13 protein-coding genes are annotated in these 14,952 nt (G+C 70.4%); 3 read left to right on the top strand and 10 right to left on the bottom strand.

Going from position 1 to position 14,952, the window contains the following annotated elements:
- Positions 1 to 11 precede the first annotated feature (11 nt).
- A complete protein-coding gene (gene rarD / locus ACQP0N_RS01890; RefSeq protein ID WP_433117043.1) occupies positions 12 to 929 on the top strand; it encodes an EamA family transporter RarD in 918 nt (305 codons plus the stop codon).
- A gap of 168 nt (positions 930 to 1,097) precedes the next feature.
- Here rarD and ACQP0N_RS01885 read toward each other — a convergent pair whose 3' ends face one another.
- Both ACQP0N_RS01885 and ACQP0N_RS01880 read right to left on the bottom strand, forming a co-directional pair.
- On the bottom strand, positions 1,098 to 1,820 hold the full coding sequence (locus ACQP0N_RS01885; protein ID WP_355048256.1) for an anti-sigma factor family protein: 723 nt from the start codon (positions 1,818 to 1,820) through the stop codon (positions 1,098 to 1,100).
- On the bottom strand, positions 1,817 to 2,311 hold the full coding sequence (locus ACQP0N_RS01880) for a sigma-70 family RNA polymerase sigma factor (RefSeq protein ID WP_433121366.1): 495 nt from the start codon (positions 2,309 to 2,311) through the stop codon (positions 1,817 to 1,819). The genes ACQP0N_RS01885 and ACQP0N_RS01880 overlap by 4 nt, the downstream gene beginning before the upstream one ends.
- Before the next feature lie 236 nt (positions 2,312 to 2,547).
- On the opposite strand from ACQP0N_RS01880, the gene ACQP0N_RS01875 reads away from it, so the two are divergent.
- Positions 2,548 to 4,674 carry a PhoX family protein gene (locus ACQP0N_RS01875; protein WP_433117041.1) on the top strand — a complete coding sequence of 709 codons (2,127 nt, stop codon included), beginning with the start codon at positions 2,548 to 2,550 and terminating at the stop codon, positions 4,672 to 4,674.
- Between the two features lie 80 nt (positions 4,675 to 4,754).
- On the opposite strand, the gene ACQP0N_RS01870 is transcribed toward ACQP0N_RS01875, so the two are convergent.
- A complete protein-coding gene (locus tag ACQP0N_RS01870) occupies positions 4,755 to 5,537 on the bottom strand; it encodes an IclR family transcriptional regulator (protein WP_357123556.1) in 783 nt (260 codons plus the stop codon).
- Positions 5,538 to 5,691: 154 nt separating this feature from the next.
- Here ACQP0N_RS01870 and ACQP0N_RS01865 point away from each other — a divergent pair, with 154 nt between their 5' ends.
- Positions 5,692 to 6,873, top strand: coding sequence for an MFS transporter (locus tag ACQP0N_RS01865; protein ID WP_433117039.1), 1,182 nt, complete (start codon positions 5,692 to 5,694; stop codon positions 6,871 to 6,873).
- A gap of 109 nt (positions 6,874 to 6,982) precedes the next feature.
- Here ACQP0N_RS01865 and ACQP0N_RS01860 read toward each other — a convergent pair whose 3' ends face one another.
- From ACQP0N_RS01860 to nuoI, 7 genes are all read right to left on the bottom strand, one after another.
- Entirely contained in the window at positions 6,983 to 8,068 is a 1,086-nt protein-coding gene (locus ACQP0N_RS01860) for a polyprenyl synthetase family protein (RefSeq protein ID WP_433117037.1), read from the bottom strand.
- A 90-nt stretch (positions 8,069 to 8,158) separates the two neighbouring features.
- Complete coding sequence (gene nuoN / locus ACQP0N_RS01855; RefSeq protein WP_433117035.1) at positions 8,159 to 9,712, bottom strand: NADH-quinone oxidoreductase subunit NuoN; 1,554 nt, start codon at positions 9,710 to 9,712, stop codon at positions 8,159 to 8,161.
- On the bottom strand, positions 9,709 to 11,244 hold the full coding sequence (locus tag ACQP0N_RS01850; protein ID WP_433117033.1) for an NADH-quinone oxidoreductase subunit M: 1,536 nt from the start codon (positions 11,242 to 11,244) through the stop codon (positions 9,709 to 9,711). The genes nuoN and ACQP0N_RS01850 overlap by 4 nt, the downstream gene beginning before the upstream one ends.
- A gap of 64 nt (positions 11,245 to 11,308) precedes the next feature.
- Positions 11,309 to 13,234, bottom strand: a complete 1,926-nt coding sequence (gene nuoL, locus ACQP0N_RS01845; protein ID WP_355048263.1) for an NADH-quinone oxidoreductase subunit L — start codon at positions 13,232 to 13,234, stop codon at positions 11,309 to 11,311.
- A gap of 12 nt (positions 13,235 to 13,246) precedes the next feature.
- Entirely contained in the window at positions 13,247 to 13,546 is a 300-nt protein-coding gene (gene nuoK, locus ACQP0N_RS01840) for an NADH-quinone oxidoreductase subunit NuoK (protein ID WP_355048264.1), read from the bottom strand.
- Complete coding sequence (locus tag ACQP0N_RS01835; RefSeq protein WP_433117030.1) at positions 13,543 to 14,313, bottom strand: NADH-quinone oxidoreductase subunit J; 771 nt, start codon at positions 14,311 to 14,313, stop codon at positions 13,543 to 13,545. The genes nuoK and ACQP0N_RS01835 overlap by 4 nt, the downstream gene beginning before the upstream one ends.
- Complete coding sequence (nuoI, locus tag ACQP0N_RS01830; RefSeq protein WP_355048266.1) at positions 14,310 to 14,951, bottom strand: NADH-quinone oxidoreductase subunit NuoI; 642 nt, start codon at positions 14,949 to 14,951, stop codon at positions 14,310 to 14,312. The genes ACQP0N_RS01835 and nuoI overlap by 4 nt, the downstream gene beginning before the upstream one ends.
- Position 14,952 lies beyond the last annotated feature (1 nt).

The following is a 14,952-nucleotide window of genomic DNA, read 5'->3' as shown; positions in this document are numbered from 1 at the left end:
ACGGTGAAGGCGTGACGCCACTGCGCCTGGGATACCTCTACGGCATCGGCGCGTACCTGCTCTGGGGTTTCTTCCCGCTCTACTTCAAGGTGCTGCGGCCCACCGGCCCGTTGGAGATCCTGGCCCACCGGATCGTGTGGTCGGTGCTCTTCGTGGCCCTGCTGCTCGGCGCGCTGCGCAACGTCGGCTTCCTGCGGGCGCTGCTGCGCCGACGCGCGGCGCTCGCCGGAATCGTCGCCGCGGCGGCGCTCATCGCCGTCAACTGGGGCATGTACATCTACGGCGTCAGCTCCGACCGGGTGGTGGAGACCGCGCTCGGCTACTTCATCAACCCCCTGGTGGTGGTGCTGCTCGGGGTGACGGTGCTGCGGGAGCGGCTGCGCGCCGCGCAGTGGGTGGCCCTGGGCATCGGCGGCTCGGCCGTCGCGGTGCTCGCGGTCGACTACGGGCGGCTGCCCTGGCTGGCGCTGACCCTGGCGTTCAGCTTCGCCGGTTACGGCCTGATCAAGAAGCGGCTCGGGCTGCCCGCCGCCGAAGGGCTCTTCGTCGAGTCGGCGGTGCTGGCGCTGCCCGCACTGGGTTACCTGGCCTGGTTGTCCCGGCACGACGGACTGACCTTCGGGCACGTCTCGGCCGGGCACACCGCGCTGCTGGTGCTGGCCGGCGCGGCCACCGCGATCCCGCTGCTGCTCTTCGCCGGGGCCGCCAACCGACTGCCGCTGACCGGCCTCGGCATGATCCAATACCTGGCGCCGATCCTCCAGCTCGCCTGCGGTGTGCTGATCTTCCACGAGCCGATGCCACCGGCCCGCCTCGCCGGCTTCGCGCTGGTCTGGCTCGCCCTGGTGGTCTTCACCGCCGACGCCATCCGCGCCGCACACCAGTCCCGCAACACGTCCCGCGTCCCCACCCCGGTCCCAACCCCCTGAACCACCACGCCCGCCTCGGCACACGCTCCGCGACCGCCCGCGCTCGGCGATCTTGCAGTTTCTGTCGTCAATTTGTGGCCCTACACCCCTTATGGGGCCACAGAAAGTGCAAGATCGGCGGGGGCGGGAGCGGGGGCGGCGGGGCGGGGAGCGGGGCAAGGGGGCGGGTTAGGGGACTGCGTAGGTGAGCAGGGGGGTGCCGTCGGCTCTCTGGAGTTCCACGCTGACCAGCTCCGCGTCGGTGAAGCGGGTCATGCCGGTGAACACCAGGTCGTCGCCGGGTGCGGCGAGCCAGGAGCCGATCTGTTCGCTCGCGCCGCTCGGGCCCTTCGCCACCAGCCGGAACGGGTACGCCTTGCCGTAGCTCGTCCGCGCGTCGTACCCACAGTGCATGGTGATCTCGGTGCCCCACTTGCTGCCGGTCAGACCGATGTCCGCGTGCACCGGACCGGCGAGTGCCACCGGCCGCATGGCGACCATCGACACCTGCGGAGCGGGCCGGGAGGTGCCCTGCGCCCCCGGGTCCGGCGGCGGGGCGACCGGTCGGGGCAGCACGGCGGCCGTTCCCACGCCGACCACCAGGGCCAATGCGGCGGCGGCCAGCGTCGTCAGGGCGTACCGGCGACGGGTTCTGGTCCGTTCGCGGCGTCGGCGCGCCCGGGCCTCCTCGAGCAGCGCGGGCGCCCGGGGCGCGGTCGGCGGTGGCAGGAACTGTTCCAGGCCCGCCGGGTCGAGGCGGCCGAGCAGTCCCGGTAGGACGGCGATCTCGGCGACGGCATCCCGGCACGAGGCGCAGCCGGCAAGATGCCGCTCGTAGGCGGCCCGCTCGGCGGGGGCCAGGGCGCCCAGCACGTACGCGCCGTCGTCGTGCGCGAACTCGCACCGGGTCATCCCGTCACCCCCATTTCGGCCAGGACCAACCGTAGTGAGCGCAGCGCATAGTGGGTGCGTGACTTGACGGTGCCGGGCGGCACTCCCAGCCGCGACGCCGCCTCCGCCACCGACCGCCCCTGGTAGAAGCACTCCACCAGGACTTCACGGTGGGTCGGGCTGAGCCGGTTCAACGCCTCGGCGACGGTCCACGCCTCGACGGCGCGCTCGGCCTCGTCGACGACCTCCGGCGGCTCGGGAATCTCGTCGGTGAACACCTCGCCGACCCGCGTCGAGCGTCGACGCCAGGCGTCGATGGCCAGGTTGCGAGCGGTCGTGAACAGCCAGGCCCGCACGGAGCCGCGTCGTGGGTCGAGGGACTCGGGATGCCGCCAGGCCCGCAGCAGCGTCTCCTGCACCAGGTCCTCGGCCCGCTGCCGGTCGCCGTTGACCAGCCGCAGGGCGTGTGCGTACAGCGCCTCCGCGTGCTCGTCGTGCAGCGCCCGCAGCAGTTGGGCGTCATGGTCGCTGATGGCGGTCTCCTCACTTCCGGCGCGGGTCCGGCGGTGCGTCCGCCCGGGAATACGTGTGGTGACGCCGAACGGTTCAGCCCGAGGTCAGACCACTGGCGGCCGGGCAGGTGTTCACGCCTGGTTCACATCGCGGCCGACGACCGCTCACCGCGTCCTCCTAGCGTCCGGCTGGTACGCCGCCTGTCGCGCCACCCACTCACCTGGAGGCCTCCCCCATGAGCGACCGTCCCCGGCTGCTCCCGCTGTTGACCGGCAAGCGCCACGGCACCCGTGACGCCATGACCTGCCTCTACCGCTGCGGCAACGCCTGTGACCACCCCGTACCGAACACGTCCGAGAACGCGTACTTCGGTGACGTGGTGGACGCGGAGGTCTCCCGGCGCGGCGTGGTCCGGGCCGGCGCGGTCGGCGCCCTGGTGCTCGGCTTCGGCGGCGCGGCGGTCGGCGCGCTGGCCGGCGCGGCCCCCGCCAGCGCGGCCCCCACCACCCCGGACGTGCCGGAGAACTTCGGCTTCGGCCGTCCCACCACGGGTGTCGGCAGCGGCGCGCTGACCTTCAAGCCCATTCCGCCGAACAAGCTGGACACCCTGGTGGTGCCGAACGGCTACGACCACGCCGTGGTGATCAAGTGGGGTGACCCGGTGCTGCCGGGCGCGCCGACGTTCGACCTGCACCACCAGAGCGCCGCCGCGCAGTCGAAGCAGTTCGGCTACAACAACGACTTCGTGGGTGTGCTGCCGCTGGACAAGCAGGGCCGGCGGGCGCTGCTCGTGGTCAACCACGAGTACACCAACGAGGACCTCATGTTCCCCGGGTTCCCCGGCCTGGACGGACTCTCCGTGGAGCAGCTGCGCACCGCCATGGCCGCGCACGGCATGTCCGTGGTGGAGCTGGAGCGGGTCGGCGGCACCGGGCAGTGGAAGCCCGTGGGCAACGGCCGCCGGCCGTACAACCGGCGGGTGACCGCGCTGAGCACCAAGTTCGACCTGACCGGCCCGGCCGCCGGCTCGGCCTGGCTGAAGACCGCCGCCGACCCCAAGGGTCGTACGGTCGTCGGCACGCTGAACAACTGCTCCGGTGGCGTCACCCCGTGGGGGACCGTGCTCTCCGGTGAGGAGAACTTCAACCAGTACTTCGTCGGCGCGGACGCCGCCCCGGCCGAGCTGAAGCCGAAACTCGACCGGTACGGCATCAGCACCGCAAGCCGCTATCCCAGCGGGAGCCGCAAGTGGGAACGCGCCGACGAGCGTTTCGACCTGGCCAAGCACCCCAACGAGGCGCACCGGTTCGGGTGGGTCGTCGAGATCGACCCGTTCGACCCGGAGAGCCGTCCGCGCAAGCACACCGCCATGGGTCGCTTCAAGCACGAGGGCGCGAACGTCATCGTCGCCAAGGACGGGCACGTGGTCGCGTACATGGGCGACGACGAGCGGTTCGACTACCTGTACAAGTTCGTCTCGGACAAGAAGTTCCTCAAGGGCAACTCCTGGGCCGCCCGCAAGCACAACCTGACCCTGCTGGAGTCCGGCACGCTCTACGTGGCGAAGCTCGACCAGACCAGCGCCGCCGAGATCGACGGCTCCGGCACGCTCCCCACCGATGGAGCGTTCAACGGTCGGGGCCGCTGGATCAAGCTGGTCAGCGGCAACCGCTCGTTCGTCGACGGGATGACCGCCGCGGACGTGCTCACCTTCACCCGGCTCGCCGGTGACAAGGTCGGCGCGACCAAAATGGACCGTCCCGAGGACGTCGAGCCGAGCCTGCTGACCGGCAAGGTGTACGTGGCGCTGACGAACAACACCGACCGCGGCAAGGCCGGCAAGGCGGCGGCGGACGAGGCCAACCCGCGCAACGCCAACAAGCACGGGCAGATCCTGGAGTTGGTCGAGGACCGCAACGACAACACGTCGGAGACGTTCGCCTGGTCGCTGCCGATCGTCTGCGGCGACCCGACCGACCCGTCGACCTTCTTCTCCGGGTACGACAAGAACCAGGTCTCCCCGATCTCCTGCCCGGACAACGTCGCCTTCGACGCCACCGGCAACCTGTGGATCTCCACCGACGGCAATGCGCTGGGCAGCAACGACGGCCTCTTCGCCACCGCGGTCGAGGGTCCGGAGAAGGGCCACCTCAAGCAGTTCCTGACCGTGCCGATCGGCGCGGAGACCTGCGGCCCGTTCATCACCGGCGACAACCGCTCGGTGTTCGTCGCCGTGCAGCACCCGGGCGAGATCACCGGCGCCTCGGTGGAGAACCCGGCCTCGAACTGGCCCGACGGCGACTACGCCAAGCCGGGCGTGGTGGTCACCTGGCGCCTCGACGGCGGCCCGGTGGGCAGCTGACGTTCCCCTGGCGGTTCGGCGCTGGACCGCCCCGAGAGGCCCTCTCCCAGCCCGGGAGAGGGCCTCTGGCGCATCGCGGGTCAGTGGTCGGCGGCGATCCCGTCGGCGACCGTACGGGCGACGGTGAGCAGCTTCGCGCGTACGACACGGGCCGAGGTCATCATCTCGCTCGCGGGCAGGGCGCAGGCCAGCACGACCCGACGTTCCATGTCCTTGTCGGGTGCCACGAGCACCGCCGCGCACGCCACCCCCTGGCGGAACTGTCCCAACTCCAACTGCATCCCCCGGCGATCACCGGCGGCCAGGTCGGCCTCGAACGTCTCGGTGGCGGTCAGCGTGGCGCTGGTGAAGGGACGCATGCCGTACTCGCGGAGATAGCGGAAACGCTGCTCGGCGGTCAGGGTGGCGAGCAGGGACTTGCCGAGAGCGGTCGCGTGGGCCCCCTCGTCGAAGCCGGGAACGAGATCCTCCAGGTACGGCGAACGGTGCCCCTCGGCCACCGCCGTGATGGCGACCTGACCGCCGACGAAGCGACCCAGAAAGTGGCTGTAACCGGTGTCGACTGCCGCGCGTCGCAACGTCTCGCCGACCACCGGCGGCCCACGGAACGCGGTCACCAACTCGCGGTAACGGTCAGCCACCTCGAGACCCACGATGTACGTGCCGTCCTCGCGACGGATCACGTAACCCTCGTACGCGAGGGTGCGGACGAGGTGGTAGGTGGTGGCCACGGTCAGCTCACACCGTCGGGCGATCTGCTTGACGGTCAGGCCCTTCGGGGCACGACCGACCGACTCGAGCACCCGCAGTGCTCGGGACACGCTGCGGATCAGGTCCGAAGGTTCTGCCAAGGGGTCGCGCACAACCACCTCCGCCGCCGGGGACTTACACCATATGAAAAACAGGCCGCGTGCGAAATGCCTGTTCGGGTCGAGGATGCCAGATCACCATCCACTCCTCGTACACCAGTGGTCACGAGGAGTTGCCTGAGCGCGACTCGCGTAGGTTTGCCGCACGATGACCGACACCGTCCTCACCCCCGCGCGCGTCAGCACCCGCCCCATCCGGGCCAGCGCCGGAGCCGTGGTCACCACCGTGGCCTGCGTACTGCCCGTCTTCCTGCTCGGCGGCCTCGCCGTCCAGATGGGTACGGATCTGAGCTTCTCCCCTGCCGGGCTGGGCCTGGCCGTCTCCGTCTACTTCGGCGTGAGCGCGCTGGCCTCGGTGCCCTCCGGACGCCTCGTCGAGCGGTACGGGCCGGCGCTGGTGGCCCGCTGCGGCATCGTGCTGGCCTCCGGGTCGATGCTGGCCGTGGCAGCGCTCGCCCGCTCGTACGAGGTGCTGCTCGCCCTGCTTGCGCTCAGCGCCGCCGCTAACGCCCTCGGGCAGCTGGCCAGCAACGCGGCGCTCGCCGAGCACGTTCCGCCGAGGAGGCAGGGCCTGTCGTTCGGCGTCAAGCAGGCGGCGATCCCGGTCTCGACGCTGCTGGCCGGCGCGGCGGTGCCCACCATCGCGCTCACCGCCGGCTGGCGTTGGGCGTTCGTGGTGGCGGCAGTCGCGGCGCTGACCACGCTGCCGGCCGTACCCCGGGAGGTGTCCGGTCGTGCGCGTCGGGCCGACGGGACGGGCGGAGGCCGGGCCACGACGGCCCTGGTGGTCGTCGGCGCGGCGGCGACGTTGGCGGCGGGCGCGGCCAACGCGCTCGGCACCTTCCTGGTCGACTCGGCCGCCGCCCGGGGCCTCTCGCCGGGTCTCGCCGGTCTCACCCTGACCCTGGGCAGCGCGGTCTGTGTCGTCGCCCGGGTGGGCACCGGCGGACTGGCCGACCGGCGGGCCAACGGTCACGTCGCGCTCATCGCCGCGATGCTGGTGATCGGGGCGGTCGGGCTGGGCCTGCTCGCGGTGGCCGGCCCGGTGCCGCTGGTGGCGGGCGTGGTGCTCGGGTTCGGCCTGGGCTGGGCGTGGCCCGGCCTCATGACCTTCGCGGTGGTCCGGCTGCACCCGCAGGCTCCGGCCGCCGCCACCTCGATCACACAGACCGGGGTGTACGCGGGCGGCTGCCTCGGCCCATTGAGCCTCGGCCCGCTCGCCGCCCACCTGGGCTACCCGACGATGTGGGCCACGGCCTCGGTGTCGATGCTGCTGGCCGCCGCCCTGATGCTGACGGGCAGCCGCCTCCTGAGAACCCCGCACCCCTGAACTCGTTGATCATGAAGTTGTTGCCCGATCACACGGCGTGTCGGGGCAATAACTTCATGATCACCGGAGCTGGAGGTGGGCCCCAGCCGGGAAGGAGGGAGAGGGTGGGTCAGCTTGTGCGGTCGGCTATGTAGTCGCAGAGCGACTCCAGAGCCTGGCGGGACGAGTTCGCGGGGAGCGGGGCCAGACAGGCGCGGGCTTCCTCGGCGTAGCTGCGCACCGTCTCCCGGGCACGCTTGAGCGCCGGGCTCTCCCGCAGCAGCCCCAGCGCCTCGGCGTGCAGCGCGTCGTCGGTCAACGGACCGGTCGCCAGGATCTCCCGCAGCCGCACCGAGGAGGCGTCGGAGTCGTCGGCCGCACGGGCGTAGAGCACCGGGAGCGTCGGGACTCCCTCGCGCAGGTCCGTGCCGGGCGTCTTGCCCGACTGCACCGACTCGGACGCGATGTCGAGCAGGTCGTCGGAGAGCTGGAAGGCGACACCGATCGTCTCGCCGTACCCGGCGAGCGCCTCGACGTACTCCGCTGGAGCGCCACTGAACATGCCGCCGAAGCGGGCCGACGTGGCGATCAGGGAGCCGGTCTTCTCGGCGATCACGTTCAGGTAGTGCACGACCGGGTCGTCGCCGGCACGCGGCCCCACCGTCTCGGCGATCTGCCCGTGCACGAGCCGGGCGAAGGTGCGCGCCTGCAACCGGACGGCCTCCGGGCCCAGGTCCGCCGCGATGTCCGCGGCGCGGGCGAAGAGGTAGTCGCCGACCAGGATGGCGAGCGAGTTCGTCCAACGCGAGTTGGCGCTCGGCGCGCCCCGCCGCACGTCCGCCTCGTCCATCACGTCGTCGTGGTAGAGGGTGGCCAGGTGCGTGAGCTCCATCACCACGGCCGCCGGGACCACCTGCGCGCCCGTGGGATCGCCGAACTGGGCGCCGAGCGCCACCAGCAGCGGCCGGAACCGCTTGCCCCCGGCGTCGAGAAGGTGCCGGGCCGCCTCGGAGACGAACGGGTCGGCGCTGGCCACACTGGCACTCAGCTCGACCTCGACCGCTTCCAGCAGACCCAGCACGGATGCCTCGACGCGGGGATCGGCGAGATGAAGGCCGAGCGCGCCGAACTGACTCATGCTCGCCCGACCCCGGCGACCGCCGGAACCGGTGGCACCTGAACGCTCGCCAGCCGGAATCACCACACCATCAACCATGCCACACCCGTTCTACCTGCTCCGGCTCGGGGATACGCACCGGGGGCCGGCACGCTGTCGCGCGCCGGCCCCCGGTGGTCGAGCCACGTCTCACCGCACGAATTCGGCGGCTCCGGTAGCCAGGTCGAGCAGCGGCGACGGGGCGACACCCAGCGCCAGGGTGGCCAACACGCCGATCATCAGGGCGGCGGAGGTGAGCCCGCCCGGCACGGTCACGGTCGGGGTGGACTCGCCCGGCTCGGACAGCCACATCATCACCACGACCCGCAGGTACGGGAACGCGAGCACCATGCTGGTCAGCACACCGGCGATCACCAGCCACGCCTGACCGCCCTCCAGGGCCGGCCCGAAGATGGCGAACTTGCTGGTGAATCCGCTGGTCAGCGGGATACCGGCGAAGGCCAGCAGGATGAACGTGAACAGCGCGGCGAAGAACGGCGAGCGCCGGCCCAACCCCGCCCACCGGGACAGGTGGGTGGCCTCGCCGTCCGCGTCCCGGACCAGGGTCACCACGGCGAACGCGGCGAGCACCGAGAAGCCGTACGCGACCAGGTAGAACATCGTGCCGGACAGCCCGTCCTTGCTCGGGGCCAGCACGCCGACCAGCAGGTAGCCGGCGTTCGCGATCGAGGAGTACGCGAGCAGCCGCTTGATGTCCGTCTGGGTGACCGCGAGCACCGCGCCGATCAGCATGGTCAGCACCGCCACCGCGCCGAGAACCGGGGTGAAGTCCCAACCCCCGCCCTCGAACGCGACGTGGAAGACGCGCAGCAGGGCGCCGAACGCGGCGACCTTGGTGCAGGCCGCCATGAAGCCGGTGACCGGGGTCGGCGCGCCCTGGTAGACGTCCGGGGTCCAGACGTGGAACGGGGCCGCGGCGGCCTTGAAGAGCAGACCGATGGCGAGCAGCGCCATACCGGCGAAGAGCAGCACCGGGCTGGCCGGAGACTCACTCACCGCCGCGTTGACGGTCGCGAAGTCGACACCGGCGGAACGGCCCGGAACACCGGCGGTGAAGCCGTAGATCAGGGCCACACCGAACAGGAAGAACGCCGACGCGTACGCGCCGAGCAGGAAGTACTTCATCGCCGCTTCCTGGCTCAGCAGCCGCCGGCGGCGAGCCAGCGCGCAGAGCAGGTACAGCGGGAGGGAGAAGACTTCCAGCGCGATGAACATGGTCAGCAGGTCGTTCGCCGCCACGAAGATCAGCATGCCGCCGATGGCGAACGTGACGAGCGGGTACACCTCGGTGAGGCCGTTGCGGCCCTCAGCCTGCTTCCGGTCGTCGGCCGACTCGGCAGTCACGGCGGCCTGGGCGACGAACGCGCCGCCCCGCTCGACGGAGCGGTCGCCGATCAGGAGCAGCGCCATGGCCGCCAGCACCAGGATCGCGCCCTGGAGGAACAGCGTCGGTCCGTCCACCGCGATGGCCTGACCGGCCGTGATGAGCCGGTCGTCGGCGTTGAGGACCACCATGGTCAGCGCGGCGAGCACGGCCAGCAGTGCCAGCGTCAGCTGCACCAGGTGTCGCGAGCGCCGGGGCACGAAGGCCTCGACCAGCACGCCGAGCAACGCGGTGCCCAGCATGATCAGGATCGGGGCGAGCGCCGCGTAGTCGAGCGACGGCAGTTTCAACTCGGTCACTTTGCCGCCTCCTGGACGGTGCCGCCCACGGACGGCGGGGGGTCGGTCCTGCCGATGTCGTCCATGGTCGCCTGGACGGCCGGGTTGATCACGTCGGTGACCGGCTTGGGGTAGAAGCCGAGCAGCACGATCAGCGCGATCAGCGGGGCGACCACGACCTTCTCCCGCAGGCTGAGGTCCCGGCGCATACCGTCGACCTCGGTCAGCGCCGGGTTGAGCGTGCCCTGCGTGGTGCGTTGCACCATCCACAGCACGTACGCCGCCGCCAGGATGATGCCGAGCGTGGCGATGACCGCCACCGGCTTGTTCACCGTGAACGTGCCGATCAGCACCAGGAACTCGGAGATGAACGGCGCGGTCCCCGGCAGGGCGAGCGAGGCCAGACCGGCGAAGAACAGCACACCGGCGAGCACCGGGACCAGCTTGCCGGCCCCACCGAAGTCACTGATCAACGCCGAGCCACGCCGGGCGACGAGCATGCCCACCACGAGGAAGAGCAGGCCGGTGGCCAGGCCGTGGTTGAGCATGTAGAGCACCGCGCCGGTGCCGGCCTGGGTGGTGAACGCGAAGATGCCCACCCCGATGAACCCGAAGTGCGCGATCGAGGTGTACGACACCAGCCGCTTGAGATCGTTCTGACCGACCGCCAGCAGCGCCGCGTAGATGATGCCGATCACGCCCAACGCCAGCGCCCAGGGCGCGAACCACTTCGACGCCTCGGGGAACAGCGGCAGGCAGTAGCGCAGGATGCCGAACGTGCCGACCTTGTCCAGCACACCGACCAGCAGCGCGGCGGCACCCGCCGGGGCGGCGCCACCGGCGTCCGGCAGCCAGGTGTGGAAGGGGAAGAACGGGGCCTTGATCGCGAACGCGAGGAAGAAGCCGAGGAACAGCCACCGCTCGGTGCCGGTGCTGATGTCGACCTGCGAGAGAGCCTGCCAGTCGAACGTCTTGCCACCGACCACCCACAGGCCGATCACCGCGGCCAGCATGAACAGGCCGCCGACCAGCGAGTAGAGGAAGAACTTCACCGCCGCGTACTGCCGCTGGTGGCCGCCGTAGCTGCCGATCAGGAAGTACATCGGCACGAGCATGACCTCGAAGAACACGTAGAACAGGAAGACGTCGGCGGCCGCGAAGACGCCGATCATCGTGCTCTCGAGGATCAGCAGCAGCGCGAAGTAGACCGGGATGGACCGCTTGGACGACTCGGCGTCGTGCCAGGACGCCAGGATCACCAGCGGCACCAGGACCGCGATCAGCATCAGCATCACCAGCGCGATGCCGTCGGCGGCGAACGTGAAGCTGACACCCCAGTTCGGGATCCAGGTGTACGACTCACGGAACTGGAACCGGTCACCGCCGGCCTTGAAGCTGACCCACATCACCACCGAGAGCACCAGCACCAGCAGCGACCAGGCGAACGCCACCTGCTTGGCCAGCTCGGGCCTGCGGCGCGGCAGGAAGGCCACCACCAGAGCGCCCACCAGTGGCGCCACGGTGAGCACCGAGAGGAACCTGAAGTTGGACATTATGCGGCCTTACCTCCGTCGTGGATGCCTGGTCCGCCGGCGGGGGCGGGCGCATTGAGGTCGATCACGCCAACCACCCCGCCTGCACCGCGAGGAACGCCGCCATCACCAGCAGCGCGCCGGCCAGGATCGAGGTGGCGTACGAGCGGACGAAGCCGGTCTGCATCCGCCGGAGCCGACCCGAACCACCGCCGACGGCGGCGGCCAGCCCGTTGACGAGACCGTCGATGCCCCGGTTGTCGAGGAAGACCAGCGCCCGGGTGAGGAAGATGCCCGGCTTCTCGAAGACCGCCTCGTTGACGGCGTCGGTGTAGAGGTTGCGTCGGGCGGCGGTGACCAGGATCCCGGCCGGCTGCGGCGCGGTGGCCGTGCCGGCCCGGAACAGGAACCAGGCCAGGCCGGCGCCGAGCACGGTGACCAACAGCGACAGCGTGGTGATCACGAGGTGCGAGAGGACCGGCTCGTGCTCCGCGTGCTCGCCGCCCAGACCGGCGGTGGACGTCAGCCAGTCCGGCACGGAGGTGGAGAGCAGGAAGCCGGCGCCGACCGAGCCGATCGCCAGCAGGATCAGCGGGACCGTCATCAGCTTCGGCGACTCGTGCGGGTGCTCGATGTCCTCGGTCCACCGCTTCGGGCCGTGGAAGGTGAGCACGAACAGCCGCGTCATGTAGAACGCGGTCAGGCCCGCACCGAGCAGCGCCGCACCGCCGTAGAGCCAGGCGGTCCAGTCCTCCCGCTCGAAGGCGGCCACGATGATCGGCTCCTTGGAGAAGAAGCCGGAGAACGGGAACATGCCGATGATGGCCAGCCAGCCCATCATGAACGTCAACCAGGTGACCTTCATGTACGACGACAGCCCACCGAAGCGGCGGATGTCCACCTGGTCCTTCATGCCGTGCATGACCGAGCCGGCGCCCAGGAACATGTTGGCCTTGAAGAAGCCGTGCGCCAGCAGGTGCACGATGGCCAGCGCGTACGCCCCACCGCCGAGGCCGACGCCGAGGAACATGTAGCCGATCTGGCTCACCGTCGACCAGGCGAGCACCCGCTTGATGTCGTCCTTGGCCGCGCCGATGATGCAGCCCATCAGCAGGGTGAGCGCGCCGACGCTGACCACCACGAGCTGGAGCGTCGAGTTCGCGGAGAAGATCGGGTTGGAGCGGGCGATCAGGTACACGCCGGCGGTGACCATGGTGGCGGCGTGGATGAGCGCCGACACCGGGGTGGGGCCCTCCATCGCGTCCGGCAGCCACGCCTGCAACGGGAACTGGCCGGACTTACCGGCCGCGCCGAGCAGCAGCAACAGGCCGAGGACCAGCACGGTGGTGCCGGTCAGCGAGCCGACGCCGTTGAAGACCTCGTCGTACTGGGTGGTGCCCAGGGTCGCGAACATGATGAAGATGCCGATGGCGAGGCCGGTGTCACCGACCCGGTTCATCAGGAACGCCTTCTTGCCGGCCGTGGCGGCGCTCGGCCGTCCGTACCAGAAGGAGATCAGCAGGTACGACGCCAGACCGACGCCCTCCCAGCCGAAGTAGAGCATCACGTAGTTGTTGCCGAGCACCAGCAGCAGCATGGCGGCGACGAACAGGTTGAAGTACGCGAAGAACCGGCGGCGACCCGCGTCGTGCGCCATGTACTCGACGGCGTACAGGTGGATCAGGAAGCCGACGCCGGTGATGAGGAGCACGAAGACGGCGGCCAGCGGGTCGAACAGCAGGCCGAAGTCGACCCGCAGGTCACCGACCGCGATGAAGTCCCACAGGCTCAGCTCGACCGACTTGTTCTCCAGGCCCCGCAGCTGGAAGAAGGACGCCAGCCCGAGCACGAACGCGGCGCCGATGGCCGCGACGCCCAACCAGTGCCCCCAGCGGTCGGCCCGCCGACCGAGCAGCAGCAGGATGGCCGCGCTGACCAGCGGGATCGCCACCAGCAGCCAGACGCCCCCGAGCAGCCCCGTGGCCTGGGCGTATTCCACAGTCTCTTCCACCGGTGGACCCCTTTAGTACTTCAGCAGGTTGGCGTCGTCGACGCTCGCCGAGCGTCGCGTCCGGAAGATGGCCATGATGATCGCGAGGCCGACCACGACCTCGGCGGCGGCCACCACCATCACGAAGAACGCCATGATCTGGCCGTTGAGGTCACCGTTGATCCGGCTGAAGGTGACCAGCGTCAGGTTGGCCGCGTTGAGCATCAGCTCGACACACATGAACAGCACGAGCGCGTTGCGCCGGACGAGCACCCCGGCGGCGCCGATGGTGAACAGCACCGCGGCCAGCACCAGGTAGTAATCAGGAGTCACCGGTCGGTCCCCTTCAGAGTGGTCTCCTGCGCGGTCAGCTCACGCACCGGCAGGATGTCCGGCGTGCTCCGCTCGGTGAGCCGGCCGTCCGGCAGTCGCGCCGGGGTGGCCACCGAGGAGGAGGTCGCGAAGACGCCGGGGCCCGGCTTGGGGCCCGGGTAGTTGCCCGGCGCGAAGCGGGCCCGCATGGTCGCCGGCTGGTCCATCTTGTCCTGCTTGCGCCGCTCGACGTGCGCGAGCACCATGGCGCCGACCGCCGCGGTGATCAGCAGCGCCGAGGTCAGCTCGAACGCGAAGACGTACTTCGTGAACAGCAGGCGGGCGATGCCCTGCACGTTCCCCTCCGCGTTGGCCTCGTCCAGGCCGACGGCGGTGGTACCCCCGACGGCCCGGTAGAGGGCGCCGCCGACGAGGCCGGCGAAGCCCAGCCCCAGCACGATCGCCGCGACCCGCTGACCGCGCAGGGTCTCGATCAGCGAGTCGGACGCGTCCCGGCCGACGAGCATCAGCACGAACAGGAAGAGCATCATGATCGCGCCGGTGTAGACGATGATCTGCACCATGCCGATGAAGGGCCCGGCCTGGAGCACGTAGAACACGCCCAGGCAGAGCATGGTCAGCACCAGCCAGAGCGCCGAGTGCACCGCGTTGCGGGCCGCCACCATGCCGATCGCGCCGATCAGCGCGAGCGGCGCGAGGATCCAGAAGGTGACCTGCTCGCCGCCGGACACCCCGCCCGCCGCGGCGAGCACCGTAGACGTGGTCATGCGTTCTCTCCCTTGCCGACCGCCGCACGCTGGGCGGCCTGCTCGGCGCCCGGGAACGTCACGCCGGGGTGCTCCTCGACCTGGTAGCGGCCGGGGCCCATCGGCGACGTCTCGGCACCGGCGGAGGTGCCCGGGTTGTCCAGCGCGCCGACGTAGTAGTCCTTCTCGCTGTCACCCAGCCGCATCGGGTGCGGCGGCTGCTCCATGCCCTCCAACAGCGGGGCGAGCAACTGCTCCTTGGTGAAGATCAGGTCCTGTCGGTTGTCCCGGGCCAGCTCGTACTCGTTGCTCATGGTGAGCGAACGGGTCGGGCAGGCCTCGATGCACAGTCCGCAGAAGATGCACCGCGCGTAGTTGATCTGGTAGGTGCTGGCGTACCGCTCACCCGGCGAGAAGCGCTGCTCGTCGGTGTTGTCGCCGCCCTCGACGTAGATCGCGTCCGCCGGGCAGGCCCAGGCGCACAGCTCGCAGCCGATGCACTTCTCCAGGCCGTCCGGGTGCCGGTTGAGGATGTGCCGCCCGTGGTAGCGCGGCGCCGACACCGGCGGCTTGAACGGGTAGTCGGTGGTGACGACCTTCCTGAACATGTGCGAGAAGGTGACACCGAATCCCTTGAACGTTCCGGTGATCGCGCCCACG

Origin of the sequence: Micromonospora sp. CA-246542 (assembly GCF_050942905.1) — a bacterium.
In the GTDB taxonomy this organism is placed as follows: domain Bacteria; phylum Actinomycetota; class Actinomycetes; order Mycobacteriales; family Micromonosporaceae; genus Micromonospora.
Note: the sequence above shows the minus strand (reverse complement) of the source record. Positions and strands in the feature narration are given on the sequence as shown.

Coding starts and splice junctions, on each gene's coding strand:
- ACQP0N_RS01865 (WP_433117039.1), top strand. CDS start 5,692: ATGACCGACACCGTCCTCACCCCCGCGCGCGTCAGCACCCGCCCCATC.
- ACQP0N_RS01850 (WP_433117033.1), bottom strand. CDS start 11,244: ATGTCCAACTTCAGGTTCCTCTCGGTGCTCACCGTGGCGCCACTGGTG.
- ACQP0N_RS01885 (WP_355048256.1), bottom strand. CDS start 1,820: ATGACCCGGTGCGAGTTCGCGCACGACGACGGCGCGTACGTGCTGGGC.
- ACQP0N_RS01835 (WP_433117030.1), bottom strand. CDS start 14,313: ATGACCACGTCTACGGTGCTCGCCGCGGCGGGCGGGGTGTCCGGCGGC.
- ACQP0N_RS01860 (WP_433117037.1), bottom strand. CDS start 8,068: ATGGTTGATGGTGTGGTGATTCCGGCTGGCGAGCGTTCAGGTGCCACC.
- ACQP0N_RS01875 (WP_433117041.1), top strand. CDS start 2,548: ATGAGCGACCGTCCCCGGCTGCTCCCGCTGTTGACCGGCAAGCGCCAC.